Below are 22,044 nucleotides of genomic sequence, written 5' to 3'. Positions count from 1 at the left end.
CGACTCGCTCCGCGCGGCCGTACCGACGCGTTCGAAGAGCACCATCGGCCGTCCGGTGGGCGTGCCGCGCCGTACGCACGACGGGTCATCCGGCGGATACCCTCAGTCGACGTACACGCCCGATACTGCCCGCCGAACCGGTCGTGGGCAATCCGGCCGGCCGCCCTTTCTGATCTAGCCATTTGCATCTAGCTATACATCCGGACGGCGTCGTAAAGTTCCCCGCAGCACCCCGACAGGCACACCTTATGGGCGGTTCCGCCCTAATTGAGGCTGGGCGGTGAACGGTAGTGGCGACGGGAAATCCTGCGGCGACAGACCCGCTCTGGGTTGACGAAATTCTGCTCGAAGGCCGTTCGACCGACATTTGTCTCCGACTTCCCGAACCGGTCGACCGGGGCACCCTGCGGCGGCTGGTGGCCGACGCGCAGGCCCGCCTCGGCGCCGCCGGACTGCGCCCCGGGGGCGCCGTCGCGCTGCGGCTGCCGCCCTCGCTGGCGTACGTGGTGAACCTGCTGGCCACCTGGCGCAGCGGGGCGCAGGCGATCCTGCTCGACCACCGGCTCACCGACCACGAGGTCGACCGGGCACTCGCGCGGCTCACCCCGCAGGTGGTCGTGGCCCCGGTCCGCACCGGCGGCGGCGGACTGCGGATCTTCGTCGACGTCACGGAGGGCGTCACCGCGTACGCCGACCGCCCGGCGGTCAGCGGGCACGCGGTGATCCAGCTCAGCTCCGGCTCCACCGGACCGTCCAAAGTGATTGGTCGTACCGCCGACGACCTGGTCGCCGAGGTGCGCCGCTACACCCGCATCGACGGGGTGGCGCTGCCCGGCGAGCGGATCGTCCTGCTGCCCTCGATGGTGCACGTGCTCGGCCTGGTCGGTGGCCTGCTCTACGGCCTGCACGCCGGCGTCGAGCTGGTGCCGCCGGAGCGGCTCGCCGGCGACGCGGTGCTGGCCGCGATCGCGGCCGACGGCTCGCCGGCCACGGTGCTCGGCGTGCCGTTCCACATCGGACTGCTCGCCTCCACCCGCGCCACCGGGCCGCTGCCGCAGTTCAAGCGGATGACCACCGGCGGCGAGCTGGTGCCGGCCGCCGTGGTCCGTGCCTTCACCGACCGGTACGGCGTGCCGCTGGGCAACATGTACGGGATGACCGAGGTCGGCGTCATCGGCACCGACCTGCACGGCCGGCACCGCCCCTCCATCGCCCCGGCGCCCGGCGTCGAGGTCCGCGAGGTCGACGGCGAGCTGTGGGTGAGCTGCCCCGCGTCGCCGTACGTCGGGCCGAGCGACCCCACCCGCTGGGCCGACGGCTGGCTGCGCACCCGCGACGCCGGCGTCGTGCACCCGGACACCGGCCTGGTCACCGTTCGCGGGCGGCTCGACTCGCAGGTCTCCGTCGGCGGTCTGAAGGTCGACCTGACGGAGGTGGAGGCGACCGTCGCCGGGTTGGCCGGCGTCGCCGCCGCCGTGGTCGTCTTCGACGGCGGCATCACCGCCTACGTGCAGCCGGACGGGCCGCTGTCGGAGGAGGTGCTCGACAAGCTGATCGCCGAGCGGCTGGCCGGCTACAAGCGCCCCCGCACCCTGCGCCTGGTGGATCAGCTGCCGCGTACCACCACCGGCAAGCTGGTCCGTTCGACCGACGCGCTGCGGGCGGCCGCCACGTGAGCGCGGCACCGCGCGGCCCCGACGGCCCCGTCCGATCCGACCGGCACCGCCTGGACCAGCAGCGCCCCGACCGACACCACATGGAGCGGCACCGCCTCGTCGGCGACCACCGCGACCGCCAGGACCAGGCCCCCGCCCACGCGGGGATGCCCGACGCGCAGGCGCCTGCCGCCGAGCGCCGATCGCAGCGCCCCGTCGAGGGCCTCGGGCACCGGCCGCCACGCGCCTTCGAAGGTGCCGGTCTCCGGCCGCAGCGCCCCGTCGGGGGCAGCGGTCCCCGGTCGCAGCGCGCCGTCGGGGTCGTCCGGCACCGGCATGAGCCGACGCAGACCGCCGCCGCGCAGCCCCGTCCCGAGCGCCTTGCCCACGGCCTCCTTCGCCGTCCACAGCCGCAGGAAGTCGCGGGACCGCCCGCCGGCGTCGCGCCCCGCCAGCCACGCCGCCTCGGCCGGGGCGAACCACCGCCCGGCCAGCGCCAGCGCGGGCAGCGGACGGCACCACTCCACGTCGATCCCCACCGGGCCGGCCGCCCGGGCGGCGACCGCGACCACCCCGTCGGCCCGGCTGACGCTGACCGGAAGCTCCACCCGGGCCCCCGCGCCGGGCACCGTGACCAGCGGACGTCCGTCGCGGCCGTGCTCCACCACGATCTCCGCCTCCGCGCGGCCGAGCAGCGCGGCACCCGCGCGCCGCAACAACCGCCCGGCCGGGACCGGCCGACCGCCGACGCCCCGACCGATCCACACGTACGCGGTGTCCCGACCGGGCACCGGTAACTGGCTCACGGAAAGAGGTTAACCATGCGACCCGAGATCCGCGCCTTCGTCGTCGAGCAGCTCGAGGACATGAACTACGACGTCGAGGGCCTCGACGACGAGACGACCCTCGGCCCGTCCGGGGTGGACCTGGAGTCGTTGGCCCTCGCCGACCTCGCCGTACGCGTCGAGGACCGCTACGGCCTGAAGTTCGCCGACGACGAGTCCGAGAAGCTGGCCCTGATGACGGTCGGCGAGTTCACCACGATGGTCGCCGACCGGGTCGCCGGGGCGACGAGCGACGACTCCTGATGGCCGGTCAGCCCGACCTGGAACGGGCCGACCTGGTGACCATGCTCGCCGACCTGGCCGGTAAGCCGGCCGCCGAGGTCGGCGACCGGATCGGCTCCATGGAGCTGGCCTGGCTGGTGCACCTCGTCGAGCAGCGCCTCGACCGGCGCCTCGACCTCACCGACGACCAGCTCGCCGGGATCCGTACCGTCGACGACGCCCTGGCGGTCTTCCGGGCGTCCCTGGCGGCTGCGACCCCGCCGCACACCTCGCCCGATCCGATGACCGCCGCCGCCGATGGCTGAACCGGCGACCGTCCAGCTCACCGGCGTCCACGCGACCAGCGCGCTCGGCAGGGGAGCCGACGCGCAGCTCGCCGGCGTGCTGGCAGGCGTACCGACGTTCCGGCCGGTGGACCGCTTCGACACCGCACCCCGCCGGGTGGACGCCGCCGCCGTCCTGTCCGACGCCGGTGACCTGGCCGACGAGCTCGCCGAGGCGGTCGACGCGGCCTGCCGGGACTCCGGGCTCGACGCCGGTCGTCGGGCCGGCACCGCCCTGCTGCTGGCCGTGCACGGCGGCGCGCACGTGCCGGCGCTCACCACCGCGCTGGCCGCCCGGACGGGACTCACCGGCCCGGCCCGGGCGTACACCACCGCCTGTGTCTCGGCCAGCAGCGCGGTCGCCGACGCCGCCGCCCTGATCCGTCGGGGCGACGTCACCCGGGCGGTGGTGGCCGCCGGCTACCTGGTCGAGCCGGACCAGTACGCGCTCTTCGACGCCGGTCGCGCCCTCGCCACCGACGGCGCGGTGCGCCCGTTCAGCGCCGGCCGCACCGGGCTGCTGCTCGGCGACGGCATCGCCGCGGTGGTGCTGGAGTCGCGGGCCGCCGCCCGGGGCGCGGTCGCCGACCTGCTCGGCTGGGGCCGGGCCGGGGACGCGTTCCACCCGTGCCAGCCGGAGCCGGGCGGGCGGGGCCTGGCCCGGGCGATCACCGCAGCGCTGCGCCGGGCCGGACTCCCGGCGGAGGCGATCGGGTACGTCAACGCCAACGCCACCGGCACCGGCCACAGCGACGCCGCCGAGGCGGCGGCCCTGCGCACCGCGCTCGGCGCGGCGGCGGCACGCGTCCCGGTCAGCTCCACCAAGGCGCTGCACGGGCACGCCCTGGAGGCCTCCGGCCTGCTGGAACTGGTGGTGACGGTGCTCGCCCTGCGGCACGGGAAGCTGCCCGTCAACGCCGGCTGGCTCGGCCCCGACCCGGCCTGCCCGCTGGACGTCGTCCGCGACGCGCCCCGACCCGCCGCCACCGGGTACGCGCTGAGCCTCAACGCCGCCTTCGGTGGCGCCAACACGGCGCTGCTTGTGGGTGCGGCATGAGCGGCACCGCGCAGCACCCCGCCGGCCGACTGACCGTGCTGGCCGAGGCGGCCTGGCCCGAGCCGGGCGACGGGGCACCGCCGCCGGTGCCCGGGTACGTGCACTCCAGTTTCCCGCCCCTCGTCGCGGCCGTGGCCGAGCGCTGCCTGACCCGGGCGTACGGCCGGCGGCCGGCACCCGACGGCGAACGGACCGCGGTCGTGCTGGTCAGCGCGGCCGGGGACCGGGCCAGCGCGGCGCACGTGCGCGCCACGGTCGCCGCCGGCGGCCGGCCCGGGCCGCTGTTCTTCTTCCAGTCGGTGCCCAACAGCGTGGCCGGGCACGTGGCCGCCCGGTGGGGCCTCGGCGGGCCGGTGCTCTGCCTCGCGCCGACCGGCGACCCGCGCGCCGAGGGCACCGCCGAGGCCGAACTGCTGCTGCACGACGGCGACGCCGACCGGGCGTTGCTGGTCCTGATCGAACAGGCATCCGTCGACGGCGGTGCGCGGGACGCGGGCGGACAGCCCGGAGCCCGAGCCGTCGCGGTGCTGCTGGGGGGAGGAGACGCACCATGAGGAAGAGGGGACTGCGCGGGGCGCTGGCCGCCGACGAGCGGATCGGCGCCGGCAACGTGCTGGCCCGGGTGCTGGCGCACGGCGCCGACCCGGACGGGCCGGGCCTCACCTTCGACACCGCCGTGGACGGCCACCCGGCCGGGCGGGCGTTCACGCTGGGCCGGCTCGACGAGCGGGTCGCCGCCCGCGCCGCCTGGCTGCACGAGCGGGGGATCAAGCCCCGCGACCCGGTCGCCGTGTGGGCCACCGCCGCCGCCGACATGGTGCTCAGCTACCTCGCGCTGACCCGGCTCGGCGCGATCCCGGCGCTGATGAACGGCGGGCTGCGCCCCGAGATCGCCGCCGAGTACATCCGCCGGCTGCGCGGCGTCGGGGTCCTCGCCGACGACGCGCACCGCGCCCTGCTGGCCGACCACGACCTCGGCGTGCCGGTGCTCGGCACCCCGGCCGAGGCGGGCACCGGCGATCCGGCCGCCGCGCCGGAGCACTACCGGCACCACGGCGACGACCCGGTCGTCATCACCCACACCTCGGGCACCACCGGGGTGCCCAAGGCGGTGCTGCACTCGCACGCCAGCCTCTTCGCCGCCACCCGGCACCTGCTCGCCATGCCGCAGGCGCAGGGCACCGGCCGCATCCTCAACGCGCTGCCCGCACCGCACACCGCCACCGTGCTCATGGTCAACCAGGCCCTCGGCAACCGCGCCGAGATGCTCCTGCTCTCCGACCAGGGCGGGGAGCGGGTGCTGGAGGCGATCCAGCGCTGGCGGCCCGACGGGGTGTTCGGCTTCTCCGTGACGTGGGCGGAGCTGGCCCGCTTCGACCTGTCCGCGTACGACCTGGACTCGGTGTCGCTGTGGTTCAACACCGGCGACTGCTCGCACGAGCCGCACGTGCGCCGGCTCGTCGCGGTCGGCTCCCGCGACGTGCTGACCCGCGAGGGGGTCACCCGGGTGCCCGGCTCGGTCTTCATCGACGGGCTCGGCTCCAGCGAGATGGGGCACTCGATGTTCCACATCACCCACCGCGTCGACACCGACCGCTACGGCCGCTGCGTCGGCCGGCCCTACCGGTTCGCGAAGGTCGCCGTGCTCACCGCTGACGGGGACCCGGTGCCGGCCGGCGAGGTGGGCTGGCTCGGCGTCGACTCGCCGTCGCTGTTCCGGGGCTACTGGAACGACTCGGCCACCACGTACCGGTCCCGGCAACGCGGCTGGTATCTCACCGGCGACCTGGTGTACGCCGACGACGAGGGTCGCTACCACCACCTGGACCGGGCCGTCGACGCGGTCGACGCGGGGGACGGGCGGTGGTTCTACACCGCGCTGTCCGAGGAGCGCGTCCTCGCCGCCTGCCCGGACGTCACCGACTGCACGGTGGTGATCACCTCGGGGGTCGACGGGGTGGTCACCGACGTGCTGCTGGAACTCGCCGCCGGCGCCGAACCCGCCGAGGACCGCACCGGGCGGGTCCGGGCCGCGCTCGGCCCGGACGTCGGCGCGACCCTGCGCCGGGTGGTGCCGGTCCGCTCCGCCGACATCCCGGTCACCGTCACCGGCAAGGTGCGCAAGGTGGTCCTGCGGGAGCGCTACCTCACCGAGGCGCCGTCATGACGGCCGTCATCACCGGGATGGGGCTGTTCACCCCCGCCGGGCGGGGCGTCGACGCCACCTTCGACGCGCTCTGCGCCGGCCGCTCCGGGCTGACCCGGCCGCCGGCCGGGCACCCCGCCGCCGGGTCGCTGGAGGTCGCCGGACTTCTGCCGGACGTCGACCCGCGTACGGTCGCCACCGGGCCGGAGACCAGGGTCCTGGACCGGGTCGTGGTGCTCGCCCTGCTCGCCGCCGCCGACGCGCTCGCCGACGCCGGCATCGAGGTGGGCCGGGACGTGGACCCGGGCCGGATCGGGGTGATCGTCGGCGGCGTCGGCGGGATGGCCACCCTGGAGGCGCAGGTGCTCACCCGCGCCGCGCGCGGCCGGTCGGCGGTCAGCCCGTACCTGCTGACCGGGATCCTGCCGAACATGCCGTCGGCCCGCATCGCCATCCGCCACGGCATCCGCGGCTACACCTCGTCGGTCGGCACCGCCTGCGCCTCGGGCGCCCAGTCGATCGCCGACGCGCTGCGGCTGATCCGCGCCGGGGAGGCCGACGTGGTGCTCTGCGGCGCCAGCGAGGCGCCCCTCTTCCCGACCTTCGCCGACACCTTCGGCAACGCCCGGGCGCTCGCCCGGGGCTGGGCCGACCCGACCGCGGCGAGCCGGCCGTTCGACGCCCGCCGCAACGGTTTCGTCCTCGCCGAGGGCGCGGCCCTGCTGGTGCTGGAACGCGCCGAGCACGCCGCCGCCCGGGGCGTCACCGGCTACGCCGAGGTCGCCGGGTACGGGGCCACCACCGACGCATACCACCCGACCGCCCCGCGGCCCGACGGCGCGGGGGCGGCGGAGTGCATGCGGCGCGCGCTGGCCAGCGGCGGCGTGCCCGCCGCGCGGGTCGGCTACGTCAACGCGCACGGCACCGGCACGAAGCTCGGCGACATCGCCGAGACCACCGCGCTGGCCGACGTGTTCGGTGCCGGCGGGGTGCCGGTCAGCTCCACCAAGGCGCTCACCGGCCACCTGCTCGGCACCTCCGGGGTGCTGGAGGCGGCGGCCACCGCGCTGGCGCTCGGCCGGGGCCTGCTGCCGCCCACGCACAACCTCGACGACCCGGACCCGGCCTGCCCGGCGGACCACATCCGCGCCGAGCCGCGCAGGACGGACACCGGATACGCGCTGACCAACTCCTTCGGCTTCGGCGGGCAGAACGTGAGTCTGCTGCTCGCGCGGGCCGCCCGGCCGAGGGACTGACCCCGCACCACCCCGGGCGGACCGCGCCCGGACGGCAACCACGGCGGAGACCGTGGAAAGGGCTGAGGACATTGGACATCCGAGCAATCGACCACATCGAACTCTTCGTGGGGGACGCCCGGCAGGCGGCCTTCTACTTCGACCGGGCGGTCGGCTTCCAGCTGCGCGGCCAGGGCGGTCCCGAGACCGGGCTGGCCGACCAGCGGTCGCTGCTGCTGAGCCAGGGCGACGTCCGGATGGTGCTCACCACCGGGCTCACCGCCGAACACCCGGCGTCGCGGTACGTGCAGCGCCACGGCGACGGCGTGGCCGTGGTCGCGTTGGAGGTCGACGACGCCGCGGGCGCGTACGCCGAACTGGTGCGCCGGGGAGCGGTGGGGGTGACGCCGCCGACCACCTTCACCGGCGCGGACGCCGAGGTGGTGACCGCCGAGGTGAGCGGCTTCGGCGACGTGCTGCACCGCCTCGTGTCCCGCCACGGCGACCGGGGCGAGTTCCTGCCCGGGGCGGTCGAGATGACGCCCCCCGACGACGGCGGCAAGCTGCTCGTCGAGATCGACCACCTGGCGGTCTGCGTGCCGCCCGGGCAGCTCGACGAGACCGTCCGGCACTACCGGGACGTGTTCGGGTTCGCGGAGGTCTTCGCCGAGCACGTGGAGGTCGCCGGGCAGGCGATGAACTCCACGGTGGTGCAGAGCCCGTCGGGCCGGGTGACCCTGGTGCTGCTGGAACCCGACCGTTCGCGCCGGCCCGGGCAGCTCGACGCCTTCCTCGACCAGCACGCCGGCGCCGGGGTGCAGCACCTGGGGCTGCGCACCGACGACATCGTCACCGCGGTCGCCACCCTCGCCGAGCGGGGCGTGCGCTTCGCCGGCACCCCGGCCAGCTACTACGACGCGCTGGAGGCACGGGTCGGCCCGGTGGACGCGCCGCTGGACCGGCTGCGCGACCTCGGCGTGCTCGTCGACCGCGACCACGGCGGTCAGCTGCTGCAGATCTTCACCGAGTCCATGCACGTGCGCCGCACGCTCTTCCTGGAGCTGATCGAGCGGCGCGGGGCGCGGACCTTCGGCAGCGGCAACATCAAGGCGCTCTACGAGGCCAAGGAACGGGAACTGGCCGCGGCGGGCACCGCCGTCGCGGCCCCGACACCGCAGGAGGTGCGGACGTGACCGCGACCGAGTTCGAGCCGGCACTGACCGCCGAGGAGGAGGCGCTGCTGCCCTCCGACGACGACGTGGCGTTCTACGCCGCGCACGGCTGGTACCTGTCGAAGAAGCTGCTCACCGACGACGAGGTGGACGCCCTCACGGCCGCCGCCGACAGCTACTACGCCGGCGAGCGGGACCGCCGCCTGCCGGTGCGCCCGGCGCGGCTCGCCTACTGGGAGCCGTCGAAGGGCCCGGTGCAGCGGCACAACGACTACGTCCACCACGAGCACGACGTGCTCGGGGCGATCCTGCGCAAGCCGCTGATCGGCGCGGTCGCCGCCCGCCTCGCGCGGGCCACCGAGATCCGGATCTTCCAGTCCACGCTGATCCAGAAGCCGCCGGTCTCGGGCGAGCCGTCGAACATCGTGCCCTGGCACTTCGACAAGCACTACTGGGCGTCCTCGTCGTCGGAGAACATGCTCACCGCGTTCATCCCGTTCCACGACTGCGGCGAGGAGATGGGCACCATCACGATGGTCGACGGCTCGCACCGCTGGGCGGAGATCGGCGCCGACGACACGGTGGTGCGCCACTTCGCCGACCGCGACCGCGGCCAGCTGGAGGAGATGCTCGCTGAGAACGCGGCCCACAACGGCGTGGAGATCCGCAAGGTGCCGATGGTGATCCCCAGGGGACACATGAGCTTCCACCACTGCCGCACCTACCACGGCAGCGGCGCCAACGTCAGCGGCCGCCCGCGCCGGGCGATCTCGCTGCACCTGCAGGACGGCGACAACGCCTGGCGGGAGTATCGGCTCTCCGACGGCACCCTCGCCGCGTACAACCACGACGTGCTGGTCCGCCGCACCGACGACGGGCGGCCGGACTACGCGGACCCCGAGTACTGCCCGGTCATCTGGCGCGACCGCGCCCCGCAGGGAGGCTGACATGTCACGGTACGACTGGGGTAGGACGCACCCGGGGATCGAACGGCTGGAGAAGGCGGTGGGCGAGCGCCGCGAGGCGGTCGTGCGGCACCCGCTCTACGCCGCTCTCGACACCCACGAGGCGCTGGTGACCTTCATGGAGCACCACGTCTTCGCCGTCTGGGACTTCATGTCCCTGCTGACGTCGTTGCAGCGGCAGCTCACCTGCGTCACCGTGCCGTGGATCCCCACCGGGCCGACCGGCAGCCGCCGCCTCATCAACGACATCGTCATGGTGGAGGAGAGCGACGAGCTGGGCGACGGCTACATCAGCCACTTCGAGCTGTACGTGCGGGGCATGCGCGAGGCCGGCGCCGACACCACGGCCGTGGACGCGCTGATCGACCTGCTGCGGGCCGGCCGCCCGGTGGCCGAGGCGCTGGTGGCGGCCCGGGTGCCCGCGCCGTCGGCGGCGTTCGCCGCGACCACCTGGCGGATCATCGAGAGCACCCCGGTGCACTGCCAGGCCGCCGCCTTCGCCTTCGGCCGGGAGGACCTGATCCCCGACATGTTCACCCAGGTCGTCGCGGTCAACGAGCGCAGCCGGCGGCTGCACACGTTCGTCGACTACCTGGAGCGGCACATCGAGGTCGACGGCGAGCAGCACACCCCGATGGCCATGCAGATGCTCGCCGACCTGTGCGGCGACGACGACGCCAGGTGGCAGGAGTGCGCGGACACCGTCAACACCGCGCTCGCCGCCCGCGCCCGGCTCTGGGACGACATCCTCGCCGCCGTCAAGCAGGGGCGCGAGCGGTGACCGACGCCGACCCGGTCCGGCTCTACCGGACCGTCCGGCTGATCCGCCGCTTCGAGGAGCGGGCGATCGAGCTGGTCCGGTCCGGACACGTCGTCGGCGGCATCCACCCGTACCTCGGGCAGGAGGGGATCGCCGCCGGGGTCTGCGCGGCGCTGCGGGCCGACGACGTGGTCGCCGGCACCCACCGGGGGCACGGGCACGTGCTCGCCAAGGGCGCCGACCCGGCCCGGATGATGGCCGAACTGTGCGGCCGGGTCACCGGCCTCAACGCCGGCCGGGGCGGCTCGATGCACGCCGCCGACTTCGCGGTCGGCGTGCTCGGCGCCAACGCCATCGTCGGCGCGTCCGGGGCGATCGTCACCGGGGCGGTGTGGGCGCGCCGCCGCCGGGGCGACGACATCGTCGGGGTGAGCTTCTTCGGCGACGGCGCGGTCAACGAGGGGATGCTGCTGGAGGCGTTCAACCTGGCCGCGCTGTGGCGGGTGCCGGTGCTGTTCGTCTGCGAGAACAACGGCTACGCCACCACGATGCCCGTCGCGGGCGCGGTCGCGGGCAGCATCCCCGGCCGCGCCGCCGCGTTCGGCATCCCGGCCGCCGTCATCGACGGCCAGGACCCCGAGGCGGTACGCGACGCCGCGAGCGCCGCCGTCGACCGGATGCGCGCCGGCGGCGGCCCCGAGCTGATCGAGGCCCGCACCTACCGCTTCGACGCCCACCACACCTTCGAACACGCGGTACGCCTCGACTACCGCCCGCCCGAGGAGGTGGCCCGGGGCCGCTCCCGCGACCCGGTGGACATCCAGGGCGCCCGGCTGCCCGCCGCCGTACGGGCCGACGTGGACGCCGAGGTGGAGGCGGTGTTGGCGTGGGCCGTCGAGTTCGCGCTCGCCAGCGCGGACCCGGACCCGGCCGACGCCCTCGCGCACCTGTACGCCAGCGGCCTGACCGCGCGCACCGGAGGTGGCTAGATGCCCAGGCTCTCCTACCGCAGGGCGCTCACCCGGGCGCTCGCCGACGAGCTGGCCCGCGACGAGTCGGTGTTCCTGCTCGGCGAGGACATCCGGGTGGCCGCCTCGAACGTCACCGCCGGGCTGCTCAAGCGGTTCGGCCCGGACCGGGTGCGGGACACGCCGCTGTCGGAGCAGGCGTTCACCAGCTTCGCCACCGGGGCGGCCCTGGCCGGGATGCGACCGGTGGTGGAGTTCCAGATCCCGTCGCTGCTGTTCCTGGTCTTCGAGCAGATCGTCAACCACGCGCACAAGTTCCCGCTGATGACCGGCGGGCAGTGCGCGGTGCCGGTCACCTACCTGGTGCCGGGCTCCGGCTCCCGGACGGGCTGGGCGGGTCAGCACTCTGACCACCCGTACAGCCTCTTCGCCCACGTCGGGGTGACCACTGTCGTGCCGGCCACCCCGGCCGACGCGTACGGGCTGCTGGTGTCGGCGGTGCGGTGCGACGACCCGGTGGTGGTCTTCGCCCCCGCCGGCGCGCTGGACGTCCGCGCCGACGTGGACCTCGCCGCGCTCGCCCCGGTGCCGCTGGGGCGCGCCCGGGTGCACCGGCCCGGCGACGACGTGACCGTGGTCGCGGTCGGACACCTGGTGCACGACGCCCTCGCGGTCGCCGAGGAACTCACCGACCAGGTGTCGGTGGAGGTGTTCGACCCACGCACGCTGTACCCGTTCGACTGGGACGCCCTCGCCGAGTCGCTGCGGCGCACCGGGCGGCTGGTGGTGGTGGACGACGCAAACCGCTCCTGCGGCATCGCCGGGGAGATCATCGCGACGATGGTCGAGCGGGTGCGCCTGGTGGCGCCGCCGCGCCGCGTCACCCGCCCCGACGGCGCGGTGCTGCCGTTCGCCCCGGCGCTGGACCGGGCCGTGCAGCCCAGCCGCGAGCAGCTCCGGGCCGCCATCGGACACGTCATGAAGGAGGGATGAATGGACGACGTCGACTACCGCTGGCCCTCCGCCGCGCGGGCGTGGCTCGACCTGCCCGCGCCGGTGCGCGCCGAGATGGTGGCCGCCGGGGCGGAGTCCTGGCGGGAGGTCTTCGACGGGCGGGCCACGTACAACGAGCAGTGGCGGCTGGCCCGGCCGCCGGTGATGGACGAGACGTCGCTCGGCGTGCTCAACGCCGTCGCCGACCGGATCGCCCAGCTCATCTTCGAGGCGTGCCGGCGGCGTGCCGGCACGGCGGGGGAGCTGCGCCGGCTGCTGAACGTGCCCGACGGCGAGACCCGGCTGCTCGACGACGACGAGCCGCTGACCGAGGCGCTGCTCGACGCGTTCCGGCCGGACGTGCTGCTCAGCGACGGGGTGCCCAGGTTCGTCGAGTACAACATCGACAGCAGCCTCGGCGGGGCGTTCGACGCGGACACCACCGTGCGCCGCTTCGTCGAGGTCTACCGGCGGCGCGGCCTCACCGACCGGGTCCGCGTCGCGGCGGCCCCCTCGGCCGTCGACCGGCGGTTCGCCGCGATCCGCGCCGGCCTCGGCCTGCCCGAGGGGGCCCGCGTCGCCATGCTTATCGACTTCGACGCCGAGTACCCGGGACTCGACGACCCGCAGCGGTTCATCCGGCTGCTGTCGCCGGTCGTCGAGCGGGCCGCCGCGTGCGGCATGGACCTGGTCGTCGCGCCGGTCTCCCAGGTCACGCTGGACGACCGGAAACGGCTCGTCGCCGGCGGCGCCCCGGTCGACGGGGTGTTCCGGCTCTTCGTGCCCAACCGGGTCACCCCGAGCGCCGGGGTCGACGCCCTGGCGGCGGCGCTGGCGGCGGGCACGGTGCCGATGTGGGTGTCGACGGCGGCGTGGCTGGTCGCCAACAAGCGGGCCTTCGCGTGGCTGTGGGAGGACGCCGACACGCTGCCGGCCGCCGACCGGGACCTGGTGCACCGGTACGTGCCGCGTACCTGGTCGCTGACGGCGGACCTGCTCGACCGGGCGGTCGCCGACCGGGCCGGCCTGGTGGCGAAGCCGGCCGACGGCTCCGCCGGGGTGGACGTGCTGATCGGCCGGGAGACCGACGCCGGCGCGTGGCGCGACGGGCTGACCCGCGCCGTCGACCGGGGCGGCTTCATCCTCCAGGAGTACGTGAAGGCCGACGACGTTCCGCTGGACTTCGTGCACATCGGGACCGGCGAGACGGTCGCCGCCGAGGTGCCGTACAGCATCGCCCCGTACCTGTTCGGCCGCCGGGCCGCCGGCGCCTGCATCCGTACCGGCTTCCCCGGCTGCGACGGCGTGCTCAACCTGGCCCGAGGCGTCCTCCTCTCCGGCCTGCTGGTGGTCGACTGACGCCGCGCGGCGCGGCGGCTCGCTCCCGCCCCCGGTGACCGGGTGCGGCGGATCCCGCACGCCGCGCCGCGCAGACGTTTGCAAGAGTCGATGTGAGCGGTTTGACTGGGAGTCGTTGACGACGATCGCCGCCTGCCTGAAGGAGCCCGCCATGGGTCTTGGTCATCGATGGCTGTCGCGCACGGCGGCGGTGACGCTGCTCGTCCTCGCCGGGCTGGCCGTCCCCGGCGGTCCCGCTGCGGCGGCGAACGCGGATCCGAAGTTCACGGTCGACGTGACCGGTACGACGGTCCCGTTGGGGGTCGGGAAGAAACGGATCCACCTCAGGCTCACCAATCTGACCGACAGCACGCCGCGAGAGGCGATCTTCTACGTCCGCCCTGGCGAGCAGGACTGGCCGGTCGGGATCTCCCTGATGTGGCCGGAGGGCGGCGGCTCCGGCGAGTGCGACGGCGACGCCGCGGGTTGGTACTGCCGGATCGGTCCGCACGCGCTTCCGGAGCTGCTGCCGGCAGCCGGCGAGACGGTGGATCTTCCCTTCGACGTCAACGTGCAGGAGAACCAGCAGCCCTACGAAGGCACCTTCTCCGTCGAGGCCGGCATGGCCTGGGGCGACGAGCAGATGCAGACCGCTGCCCCCAAGCGGTTCACGCTCAGGTTGGTCGACGAACCCGAGGCCGATCTGTCGGTGGTGGCGCCGGACGTGAAGCAGTCGGTACGGATCGGCGCGGGCGGCCGGCTCGAACCCACGGGGACGTTGCAGCCGGGTGAGACGGGCGCGGTGCGCTACCGGATCGTCAACCAGGGCCGCGAGGCGGTCGGTGGCATCAAGGTCACGCTGCGCCTGCCCGAGGCGGTGACGTTCACCCGACCGCCGAAGGAGTGCGTCGTCGCTCGCGACCGGCGGTCCGCCGTCTGCACCTACGACACGCTCGCGCTGATTCCGGCCGGCCAGGACACCGACCCGACCGACGGCAGTCACTCCGCCGTCGAGTTGCACGATCTGGTGACGGTGGCGGCCGCCATGAAGGCGCCCGTCACGTTGGCGGGCGGGACGGTGCAGGTCGAGGGCCTGGCCGCGCGGACGGACGGTCGCTCCGGCCTGCCGCGTACCGGGCTGCCGGCGAACGCCGTCGCCGTGCCGGCGGCCGACGTGGACGACAGCGACAACCGGGACGGGTTCGCGGTCCTGGTCGCGGCGAAGGACGGTGCCGGGGACGACGGCGGTGGTGGCGGCGACGGCGGCGGTGGGGGCGACCTGCCGATCACCGGGCCGCGGGTCGGACTGGTCGCGGGAACCGGTCTCGCCCTGGTGGCGGGCGGCGGAGTCTTGTTGCTCCTCGTCCGGCGCCGCCGCGTGGTCGCGGTGCGCGGCGGCGGCACGTCTGCCGCCTGATCTTTCACCGCGGGAGCCCGCCGGGCAGGATGGCCGGGTGGGTGGCGCGCGGGTGGGGCTGACAGTCGACGAGCTGCTTCCGGTGGCGCGGGCGGCGTTCGGGCGGGGGCGGGCGCTGGTCTCGGTGCGGCGGCTGACCGGCGGTACGAAGAAGGGCGTCTACCGGCTGACCCTCGACGACGGCTCCACCGGCGTCGCCTACGTCTGGCACCCGGGGGAGGACTACTGGCCGGCGGCGGCACCGGCACCCGACGACCCGTTCGGGCACGCCACCGGGGCCGGCCTGTTCGCCGCGGCGCACCGGGAGCTCACCGCCGCCGGGGTGCGGGTGCCGCGGCTGCTGCTGCACCCCACCGCGACCCTGCTGCCCGGCGAGGTGGCCGTGGTGGAGGACGTCCGGGGCGGCATCCTGCACGACCTGCGCCAGCGCGACCCGCGCCGCGCCGGGGCGGTGTCGGCCCGGCTGGGCGACGCCCTCCGGAGCATGCACGCCCGGCGCCGCGACCGGTACGGCCGCCCGGGGGCCGACACCCCGACGGCGGATCGGCCGGTGGAGCGGCTCGTCCTCGACCGGGCGCTGCGCGACCTGGCCGAGGCCGCCGCCCGGGTCGAGCGGATCGCGGCCGTGCGGGACCGGCTCGCCGACGCCCTGGCCGAGCGGTACGCCGCCGTGGCCCCCCGCTCCCGCCACGGACTGATCCACGGCGAACTGGGCCCGGACCACGTGCTGGTCGACGACCGGGACCGCCCGGTGCTCGTCGACATCGAGGGCACCATGTTCCTCGACGTCGAGTGGGAGCACGCCTTCCTCGAGCTGCGCTTCGGCGACGACTATCCGGCGCTGGCCGTGCCCGGTCTCGACGAGGACCGGCTGCGCCTCTACCGGCTCGCGACGCACCTGTCGCTGGTGGCGGGCCCGCTGCGCCTGCTCGACGGCGACTTCCCCGACCGGGCCGGCATGCTCGACATCGTCGCGCACAACACCACCCGGGCACTGGACCAGCTCGCCTGAGCCCTGCCGCCGGCGCCGGTGGTGGCGGGGGCGTGCGGTGGCGTCGTCGGGCCGGGGGAGCGCTCTGTCAGGCGTCGTTGAGGTAGGCGAGGACGGCGAGGACCCGGCGGTTGTCGTCGGAGGACGGGGGGAGACGCAGCTTGCCGAAGATGCTCGCGGTGTGCTTGCCCACGGCGCTCTCGCTGAGAAACAGCCGTTGCGAGATGGCGGCGTTGGAACGCCCCTGGGCCATGAGTTCGAGGACGTCCCGCTCGCGCGGCGTGAGGCGGGCCAGGGGCGAGGCGGTGCCGCCGGCCGTCAGCAGCTTGGCGATCACCTCGGGGTCCATCGCGGTGCCGCCCGCCGCGACGCGGCGCACGGCGTCGATGAACTGGTCGGCGTTCAGGACGCGGTCCTTGAGCAGGTAGCCGACCGCGCCGGCCCCGTCGGCCAACAGCTCCCGGGCGTAGAGCTGCTCGACGTGCTGGGACAGCACCAGCACCGGCAGGCCGGGGACGTCCCGCCGGGCGGCCAGCGCCGCCTGGAGTCCCTCGTCGGTGAAGGTCGGCGGCAGCCGTACGTCGACGATGGCCACGTCGGGCCGGTGCCGGGCCAGGGCGGTGCGTAGGGACGGCCCGTCGCCGACGGCCTCGGCGATGGTGAAGCCGTGGCTCTCGAGGAGCAGGACCAGCCCGTCCCTCAGGATGTGGAGGTCTTCGGCGAGGACGACGCGCACGGGATCTCCATGGTGACGACGGTGGGTCCGCCGGGCGGACTGTGCAGGGTCAGGGTTCCGTCGAATGTAGCGAGCCGCCGCTGGACGCCGCGCAGCCCGGTCCCTGCGGCCGGGTCGGCCCCGCCGGGACCGTCGTCAGCCACCACCATCCGGAGCACCCCGTCGCGGTGCGACAGCGAGACGGTGATGTGGGCCGCGCAGCGGGCCGCGTTGGTGAGGGCCTCGCAGGTGACGAAGTAGGCGGCCGACTCGACCGGCGCGTCGAGCCGGCCGGGCAGGTCGACGTCCACGTCCACCGGCAGCGGGGTGTCGAGCGCGATCGCCCGGATCGCGTCGCCGAGTCCGCGTTCGGCCAGCACCGGCGGATGGATGCCGCGTACCAGGTCGCGCAGCTCGGCCAGCGCGGCGGCGGACGTCTCCTGCGCCTGCGCCAGCACCAGCCGCGCCCGCGCCGGGTCGGTCTCCATGAGTCGCGCGACGGCGGCCAGGCCGAGCCCGACGGCGATGAGCCGAGCCTGGGCGCCGTCGTGCAGGTCGCGTTCGATGCGGCGCAGCTCGGCCGCCTGCACGTCGACGGCGTCGGCCCGGGTGGTGGCGAGGTGCGCGACCCGCGAGGCGAGCACGGCGGCCGCAGTGGGGGTGAGCAGGAGCTGGTCCCACGCCAGCCGCAGCCTCATCAGCGGGCCGGCCAGGCCGAGCCCGAGCAGCGCCATGGCCAGCCCGAGGGGCATGCTCGCCCAGTCCGGTAACCACGGCCCGACGAGGCCGACGTGCTCGAAGCCGAACCACAGGTAGAACGGGGTGACCCAGTAGCCGGTGGACAGGCCGATCGGCACCGCCCAGCTCGCCCAGGTCAGCGGCTGGCAGAACAGGCCGTAGAACCCGAAGCCGACCAGGACCGCCGGGACGAACGAGAGCGGGGCCAGGACGAGCGAGCCCAGTGCCCACACCTGGTCCCGCCAGGTGGCCGGGTCGCCGAGCAGCCACCCCGGCCGCTGACCCTGGACGGCCGCCACGACATCGGTGTAGAGGACCCGCCCGACCCGGTAGTTGCCGTCCTCGCCGGGGCTGGGCGGCGGCGGGTACGGCCGGTACGGCGCGGGCAGGTCGGCGCCCGTCCACCGGCGGACGTGGCGTCGGTAGAGCTCCACCACCGACCGCGTGGCCGGCAGGGTGTACGGCAGCAGCCCACCCCACGACACGACGGCGGTGAGCAGGTTGAGCAGCAGGCCGCCGAACGCGGCGAGGGACAGCCCGGCCAGGCCGGCCGTCCGCCAGGTCGCGGCCGACGCCCGGGTGACCCAGCGTCCGACCGCCGTCCGCGGCGGCTCGCCGCTGCCCAGCAGCACGCCGGTCCACCGCCCGAACGCCCGCAGCGCAGCCGGCGCGAGCAGGAACGCGGCCACGATCGCCGCGACGGCCACCGGCACCGACCACGCGAGCGGCCAGGGTGGCGACGCGAGCAGGAACCCGCCGGCCGCGATCAGCGCGGGCGGCACCAGGAGCGGGACCGCGCCGGTGACCGGGGTGAGGATCAGCCACGCCCATTCCCGGCCGAGCGTCGGGTCCTTCGCGTGGTGGTCCAGCGTGAGCAGGAACGCCGGCACCCGGGGCGACCTGAACACCGTGTCCCCGTGGACGTACCAGCCGTCCGCGCGCCGGTGCGGTGCGGGTGGCGGCGACCGTACGGGCTCGGGGAGGTCCGCTCCGGCCCAGGCGCGGGCGAGCCGGCGGGCCAGCGCGATCAGCCGGAACTGGCCGGAGAGGCCGAGCGGATAGGGGATCACCAGGGTGGCGGCGACCACGAGGAGGTGCCCGTAGACGAACCCGGCCGCGACCAGGACGACCAGGGCGACGCAGCGCGGTACGGCGAGCACGAAGCGGGTCACGGGTCGAGTCTTCGCCGCACCGACCGCCACCGCATCGGGGCAGGCTACCGACCAGGGGTGGGGCTGGGTACACCCCCACCGGGCGGCTGGACCCATTCTGCGCGCCCGCCGCGATTCCTAGCGTTGCCGGCATGTCAGTCATCGAGGTGCGCAACCTCCGCAAGCAGTACGGCGACCAGGTGGCCGTCGCCGACGTGTCGTTGAGCGTGGACGAGGGTGAGATCTTCGGGCTCGTCGGCCCGAACGGCGCGGGCAAGACCACCACCGTGGAGTGCGTCGAGGGACTCCGGACCCCGGATTCGGGGACGGTACGGGTGCTGGGGCTGGACCCGTACCGGGACCGCGCGGCGGTGCGGCGGAAGCTGGGCATCCAGCTCCAGGAGAGCCAACTGCCGGACCGGATCAAGGTGTGGGAGGCGCTCGACCTCTACAGCTCGTTCTATCCGCACCCGGCCGACTGGCGGGAACTGATGGACGAGCTGGGCCTGGCCGCCAAACGGAACACGGTGTTCGCGAAGCTCTCCGGCGGCCAGAAGCAGCGGCTGTCGATCGCGCTCGCCCTGGTCGGCAACCCGTCGGTGGCGATCCTGGACGAGCTGACCACCGGCCTGGACCCCCAGGCGCGGCGGGACACGTGGGAGCTGGTCCGGCAGGTCCGGGACCGTGGCGTCACGGTCGTGCTGGTGACCCACTTCATGGACGAGGCGGAGCGCCTCTGTGACCGGTTGGCGGTCGTCGTGGCCGGCCGGGTCGTCGTCGTCGACACTCCCCGCAACCTGATCGCCGGTGCCCAGGTGTCCGGCGTCGAACGGCCCACCCTCGAGGACGCGATCCTCTCCCTCACCGCCGCCAGGAGCAACCGATGACCGCCCTTTCCAAGATCACACGCGTCGAGGCGAAGCTGTTCCTCCGGGATCCGGTCGGTACGTTCTTCGCCGTCGCGTTCCCGGCCCTGCTGATCCTGGTGCTCGGCCTGGCCCTGCCGGGGACCCGAGACCCGTCGGAGGAGATGGGCGGCCGGCGTCCCGTGGAGGTCTACCTGCCGATCACCATGACGCTGGCCATCGCGACGGTGACGATGGTGACGCTGGTGGCCGTGGTGGCCAGCTACCGCGAGCGGGGCGTCCTGCGTCGGTTGTCGACCACCCCGGTCTCGCCGGCGGCGTTGCTCGTCGCGCAGGTGGCCGTGAACGTCGCCGCACTGCTCGTCGCCTGCGGCCTGGCCTGGCTGGTGGCGGCGACCGTCTTCGACGTCTCCCCGCCCGGCAACGCGGTCGGCTTCGTGCTGGCGTTCACGCTCGGGTCGAGCGCGATGTGCGCCGTCGCGCTGCTCGTGGCGGCGGTCACGCCGAGCGCCCGGGCCTCGTCGGGGGTCGGCCAGTTGATCTACTTCCCGATGATGTTCTTCGCGGGGGTGTGGACGCCGGGGCCGCAGATGCCGGACCTGGTGCGGAAGATCGCCGACTTCACCCCGCTGGGCGCCGCGTCCCAGGCCCTGCAGGACGCCTGGGCGGGTTCCTGGCCCATGCTGTCGCACCTGGCCGTGATGGCGGCGTTCACCGTGGTGCTGGGCGGGTTCGCGGCCCGCTACTTCCGCTGGGAGTGATCCGCCGTCGCGAGCGGCACGGCCGCCGACGACGTCGACGCAACGGGGGCCGGCGTCGTCGGACGGTCCCGGTCGGCGGCCAGCCGCGCCGCGTCTCGCCAGCACCGACGCGGTGATCCGGTACGCCTGCACCAGCCGGGCGGTTCGTCGTTCCGGTCTCCTCCCTGGTAGAACTGTACCGTCGGGACGGTTTAGTTCTAGGGAGATGCGGATGAGTGCGGCGTTGAGCCCCACGCGTCGCTGGGCGTCACTGGCCGTGCTGGTGGGCGCCGTGTCGTTGCTGGCGATCGACGCGACGGTGCTCTACCTGGCCGTACCGTCGCTGACCGCGGAGTTGTCACCGACGGCGACGCAGGTGCTGTGGATCGGGGACATCTACTCCCTGGCCCTGGCCGGTCTGCTGGTGACGATGGGTAACCTGGCCGACCGGATCGGCCGGAAGCGGTTGTTGCTGATCGGCTCGGCTGCGTTCGGGCTGGCCTCGGCGCTGGCGGCGTTCGCCCCCTCGGCGGAGGCGCTGATCGCGGCCCGTCTGCTGTTGGGTGTTGCGGGTGCGACGATCATGCCGTCGACGCTGTCGCTGATCCGGAACATCTTCACCGATCAGATCGAGCGGACGCGGGCGATCGCGATCTGGTCGGCCGCGGCGGCGAGTGGCATCGCGCTCGGCCCGCTGGTGGGCGGGGCGCTGCTGGAGCACTTCTGGTGGGGCTCGGTGTTCCTGATCAACCTCCCGGTGATGCTGCTCGTGTTGATCGTCGGCGGGTGGCTCCTGCCCGAGTCCCGCAACCCCGACCCCGGCCGGTTCGACCTGGTCTCCAGCGGGTTGTCGATGCTGACGATCATCCCGTTCGTGTACACGATCAAGAAGCTCACCGGGGGCGCGTTCGGCGTCACCGCCGCCGTCGCGATCGTGGCGAGCGTGGTCGGCGGGGTGCTGTTCGTGCGTCGCCAGCGGCGGGTCGACTCGCCGATGATCGAGGTGGACCTGTTCCGCAATCCCGCGTTCAGCGGGGCGGTGCTGGTGAACTTCATCTCCGTGTTCGCCCTCAGCGGCGTCCTGTTCTTCTTCTCCCAGTACCTCCAGCTCGCCCGCGAGCTCAGTCCCCTGCGGGCGGGACTGGCGCAGCTGCCCGCGGCGGTGGCGGCGATGGCCGCGGTCGCGGCCGTAGGGTTCCTTCTCACCAGGCTCGGGCGGGGACGAGCCATCGCCGTCGCCCTGCTGACCGGTGCTGTCGGGCTGGCGATCCTGGCCGCGCTGGAAGGCAGTGAGCAACTGGGCTGGGTGCTGCTCGCCGTGGTCCCGCTGGGCCTGGGGATCGGCGTGGCCGAGACCCTCAGCGTCGACGCCGTGGTCTCCGCGGTCCGCCCGGCCAAGGCCGGCGCGGCGGCGTCGGTCGCGGAGACCGCGTACGAGCTCGGCGTCGCCCTCGGCATCGCGATCCTGGGCTCCGTCATCACCGTGCTCTACCGCTTCCACCTCGCCCTCCCTGCGGATGTCGCCGGCGGGGCTGCGACCCGGGCCGAGGACTCCCTGGCGGCGGCCAGCACGGTCCTGGCGCCCGGCAGCGCGGCGCTGGAGGCCGCGCAGGAGGCGTTCGTGTCCGCCATGCAGGCAACTACCCTGATCGCGAGCGCGGTCATGGTGATCGCCGCGATCGTGGCCTTCACGCTCATCCCGAACCACAAGGACGCTGCGCCAGCGGAGCACTGACCTCCCGGTGTT

The 22,044-nt window shown here is 74.5% G+C and carries 21 protein-coding genes; 18 read left to right on the top strand and 3 right to left on the bottom strand.

The annotated features are described in order from the left end of the window. Window positions 1-290: 290 nt before the first annotated feature. The gene (locus AB0B83_RS00435) at window positions 291-1,676 is read left to right on the top strand and encodes a class I adenylate-forming enzyme family protein (RefSeq protein WP_357576298.1); all 1,386 of its coding nucleotides are present in this window, start codon (window positions 291-293) and stop codon (window positions 1,674-1,676) included. Here the strand turns inward: AB0B83_RS00435 and AB0B83_RS00430 are convergent. Beyond that, on the bottom strand, window positions 1,607-2,461 hold the full coding sequence (locus tag AB0B83_RS00430; protein WP_357576297.1) for a 4'-phosphopantetheinyl transferase superfamily protein: 855 nt from the start codon (window positions 2,459-2,461) through the stop codon (window positions 1,607-1,609). The genes AB0B83_RS00435 and AB0B83_RS00430 overlap by 70 nt on opposite strands. 15 nt (window positions 2,462-2,476) lie before the next feature. Here AB0B83_RS00430 and AB0B83_RS00425 point away from each other — a divergent pair, with 15 nt between their 5' ends. From AB0B83_RS00425 to AB0B83_RS00360, 14 genes are all read left to right on the top strand, one after another. After that, complete coding sequence (locus tag AB0B83_RS00425; RefSeq protein ID WP_311412663.1) at window positions 2,477-2,743, top strand: acyl carrier protein; 267 nt, start codon at window positions 2,477-2,479, stop codon at window positions 2,741-2,743. Then, window positions 2,743-3,027, top strand: coding sequence for an acyl carrier protein (locus AB0B83_RS00420; RefSeq protein WP_357576296.1), 285 nt, complete (start codon window positions 2,743-2,745; stop codon window positions 3,025-3,027). The genes AB0B83_RS00425 and AB0B83_RS00420 overlap by 1 nt, the downstream gene beginning before the upstream one ends. After that, window positions 3,020-4,102, top strand: a complete 1,083-nt coding sequence (locus AB0B83_RS00415) for a beta-ketoacyl synthase N-terminal-like domain-containing protein (RefSeq protein ID WP_357576295.1) — start codon at window positions 3,020-3,022, stop codon at window positions 4,100-4,102. Before AB0B83_RS00420 ends, AB0B83_RS00415 begins: the two co-directional genes overlap by 8 nt. Continuing rightward, window positions 4,099-4,656, top strand: a complete 558-nt coding sequence (locus AB0B83_RS00410; protein WP_357576294.1) for a beta-ketoacyl synthase chain length factor — start codon at window positions 4,099-4,101, stop codon at window positions 4,654-4,656. The genes AB0B83_RS00415 and AB0B83_RS00410 overlap by 4 nt, the downstream gene beginning before the upstream one ends. Next, window positions 4,653-6,269 (top strand): class I adenylate-forming enzyme family protein, encoded by a 1,617-nt coding sequence (locus AB0B83_RS00405; RefSeq protein ID WP_357576293.1) that lies wholly within the window; start codon window positions 4,653-4,655, stop codon window positions 6,267-6,269. The genes AB0B83_RS00410 and AB0B83_RS00405 overlap by 4 nt, the downstream gene beginning before the upstream one ends. Then, window positions 6,266-7,504, top strand: a complete 1,239-nt coding sequence (locus tag AB0B83_RS00400) for a beta-ketoacyl-[acyl-carrier-protein] synthase family protein (RefSeq protein WP_357576292.1) — start codon at window positions 6,266-6,268, stop codon at window positions 7,502-7,504. The genes AB0B83_RS00405 and AB0B83_RS00400 overlap by 4 nt, the downstream gene beginning before the upstream one ends. 71 nt (window positions 7,505-7,575) lie before the next feature. Beyond that, complete coding sequence (hppD, locus tag AB0B83_RS00395; RefSeq protein ID WP_357576291.1) at window positions 7,576-8,676, top strand: 4-hydroxyphenylpyruvate dioxygenase; 1,101 nt, start codon at window positions 7,576-7,578, stop codon at window positions 8,674-8,676. Then, window positions 8,673-9,602 carry a phytanoyl-CoA dioxygenase family protein gene (locus AB0B83_RS00390; RefSeq protein ID WP_357576290.1) on the top strand — a complete coding sequence of 310 codons (930 nt, stop codon included), beginning with the start codon at window positions 8,673-8,675 and terminating at the stop codon, window positions 9,600-9,602. Before hppD ends, AB0B83_RS00390 begins: the two co-directional genes overlap by 4 nt. 1 nt (window position 9,603) lies before the next feature. Beyond that, the gene (locus AB0B83_RS00385; protein ID WP_357576289.1) at window positions 9,604-10,401 is read left to right on the top strand and encodes a DUF3050 domain-containing protein; all 798 of its coding nucleotides are present in this window, start codon (window positions 9,604-9,606) and stop codon (window positions 10,399-10,401) included. Beyond that, on the top strand, window positions 10,398-11,369 hold the full coding sequence (locus tag AB0B83_RS00380) for a thiamine pyrophosphate-dependent dehydrogenase E1 component subunit alpha (protein WP_357576288.1): 972 nt from the start codon (window positions 10,398-10,400) through the stop codon (window positions 11,367-11,369). The genes AB0B83_RS00385 and AB0B83_RS00380 overlap by 4 nt, the downstream gene beginning before the upstream one ends. Further along, window positions 11,370-12,341 (top strand): transketolase C-terminal domain-containing protein, encoded by a 972-nt coding sequence (locus tag AB0B83_RS00375; RefSeq protein ID WP_357576287.1) that lies wholly within the window; start codon window positions 11,370-11,372, stop codon window positions 12,339-12,341. Continuing rightward, window positions 12,342-13,700: a hypothetical protein gene (locus AB0B83_RS00370; RefSeq protein WP_357576286.1), complete on the top strand. Its 1,359-nt coding sequence runs from the start codon at window positions 12,342-12,344 to the stop codon at window positions 13,698-13,700. A 151-nt stretch (window positions 13,701-13,851) separates the two neighbouring features. After that, window positions 13,852-15,096 carry a hypothetical protein gene (locus AB0B83_RS00365; protein WP_357576285.1) on the top strand — a complete coding sequence of 415 codons (1,245 nt, stop codon included), beginning with the start codon at window positions 13,852-13,854 and terminating at the stop codon, window positions 15,094-15,096. Window positions 15,097-15,133: 37 nt separating this feature from the next. Continuing rightward, complete coding sequence (locus tag AB0B83_RS00360) at window positions 15,134-16,108, top strand: phosphotransferase (protein ID WP_357576284.1); 975 nt, start codon at window positions 15,134-15,136, stop codon at window positions 16,106-16,108. Window positions 16,109-16,175: 67 nt separating this feature from the next. On the opposite strand, the gene AB0B83_RS00355 is transcribed toward AB0B83_RS00360, so the two are convergent. Both AB0B83_RS00355 and AB0B83_RS00350 read right to left on the bottom strand, forming a co-directional pair. Next, window positions 16,176-16,823, bottom strand: a complete 648-nt coding sequence (locus tag AB0B83_RS00355; RefSeq protein ID WP_132234698.1) for a response regulator transcription factor — start codon at window positions 16,821-16,823, stop codon at window positions 16,176-16,178. Next, window positions 16,787-18,712: a histidine kinase gene (locus AB0B83_RS00350; RefSeq protein ID WP_357576283.1), complete on the bottom strand. Its 1,926-nt coding sequence runs from the start codon at window positions 18,710-18,712 to the stop codon at window positions 16,787-16,789. The genes AB0B83_RS00355 and AB0B83_RS00350 overlap by 37 nt, the downstream gene beginning before the upstream one ends. A gap of 131 nt (window positions 18,713-18,843) precedes the next feature. Here AB0B83_RS00350 and AB0B83_RS00345 point away from each other — a divergent pair, with 131 nt between their 5' ends. The 3 genes from AB0B83_RS00345 (at window position 18,844) to AB0B83_RS00335 (ending at window position 22,032) form a co-directional block, all read left to right on the top strand. Continuing rightward, window positions 18,844-19,578 (top strand): ABC transporter ATP-binding protein, encoded by a 735-nt coding sequence (locus tag AB0B83_RS00345; protein WP_357576282.1) that lies wholly within the window; start codon window positions 18,844-18,846, stop codon window positions 19,576-19,578. Beyond that, window positions 19,575-20,318 (top strand): ABC transporter permease, encoded by a 744-nt coding sequence (locus tag AB0B83_RS00340; protein ID WP_357576281.1) that lies wholly within the window; start codon window positions 19,575-19,577, stop codon window positions 20,316-20,318. The genes AB0B83_RS00345 and AB0B83_RS00340 overlap by 4 nt, the downstream gene beginning before the upstream one ends. A gap of 211 nt (window positions 20,319-20,529) precedes the next feature. After that, window positions 20,530-22,032 (top strand): MFS transporter, encoded by a 1,503-nt coding sequence (locus AB0B83_RS00335; protein ID WP_357576280.1) that lies wholly within the window; start codon window positions 20,530-20,532, stop codon window positions 22,030-22,032. Window positions 22,033-22,044: the final 12 nt, after the last annotated feature.

This window comes from Micromonospora sp. NPDC049060 (assembly GCF_040649055.1).
GTDB classification, from domain to species: Bacteria; Actinomycetota; Actinomycetes; order Mycobacteriales; family Micromonosporaceae; genus Micromonospora; species Micromonospora reichwaldensis.
The sequence above is the reverse complement of the archived record's forward strand: the minus strand, read 5'-3'. Positions and strand labels throughout refer to the sequence as shown.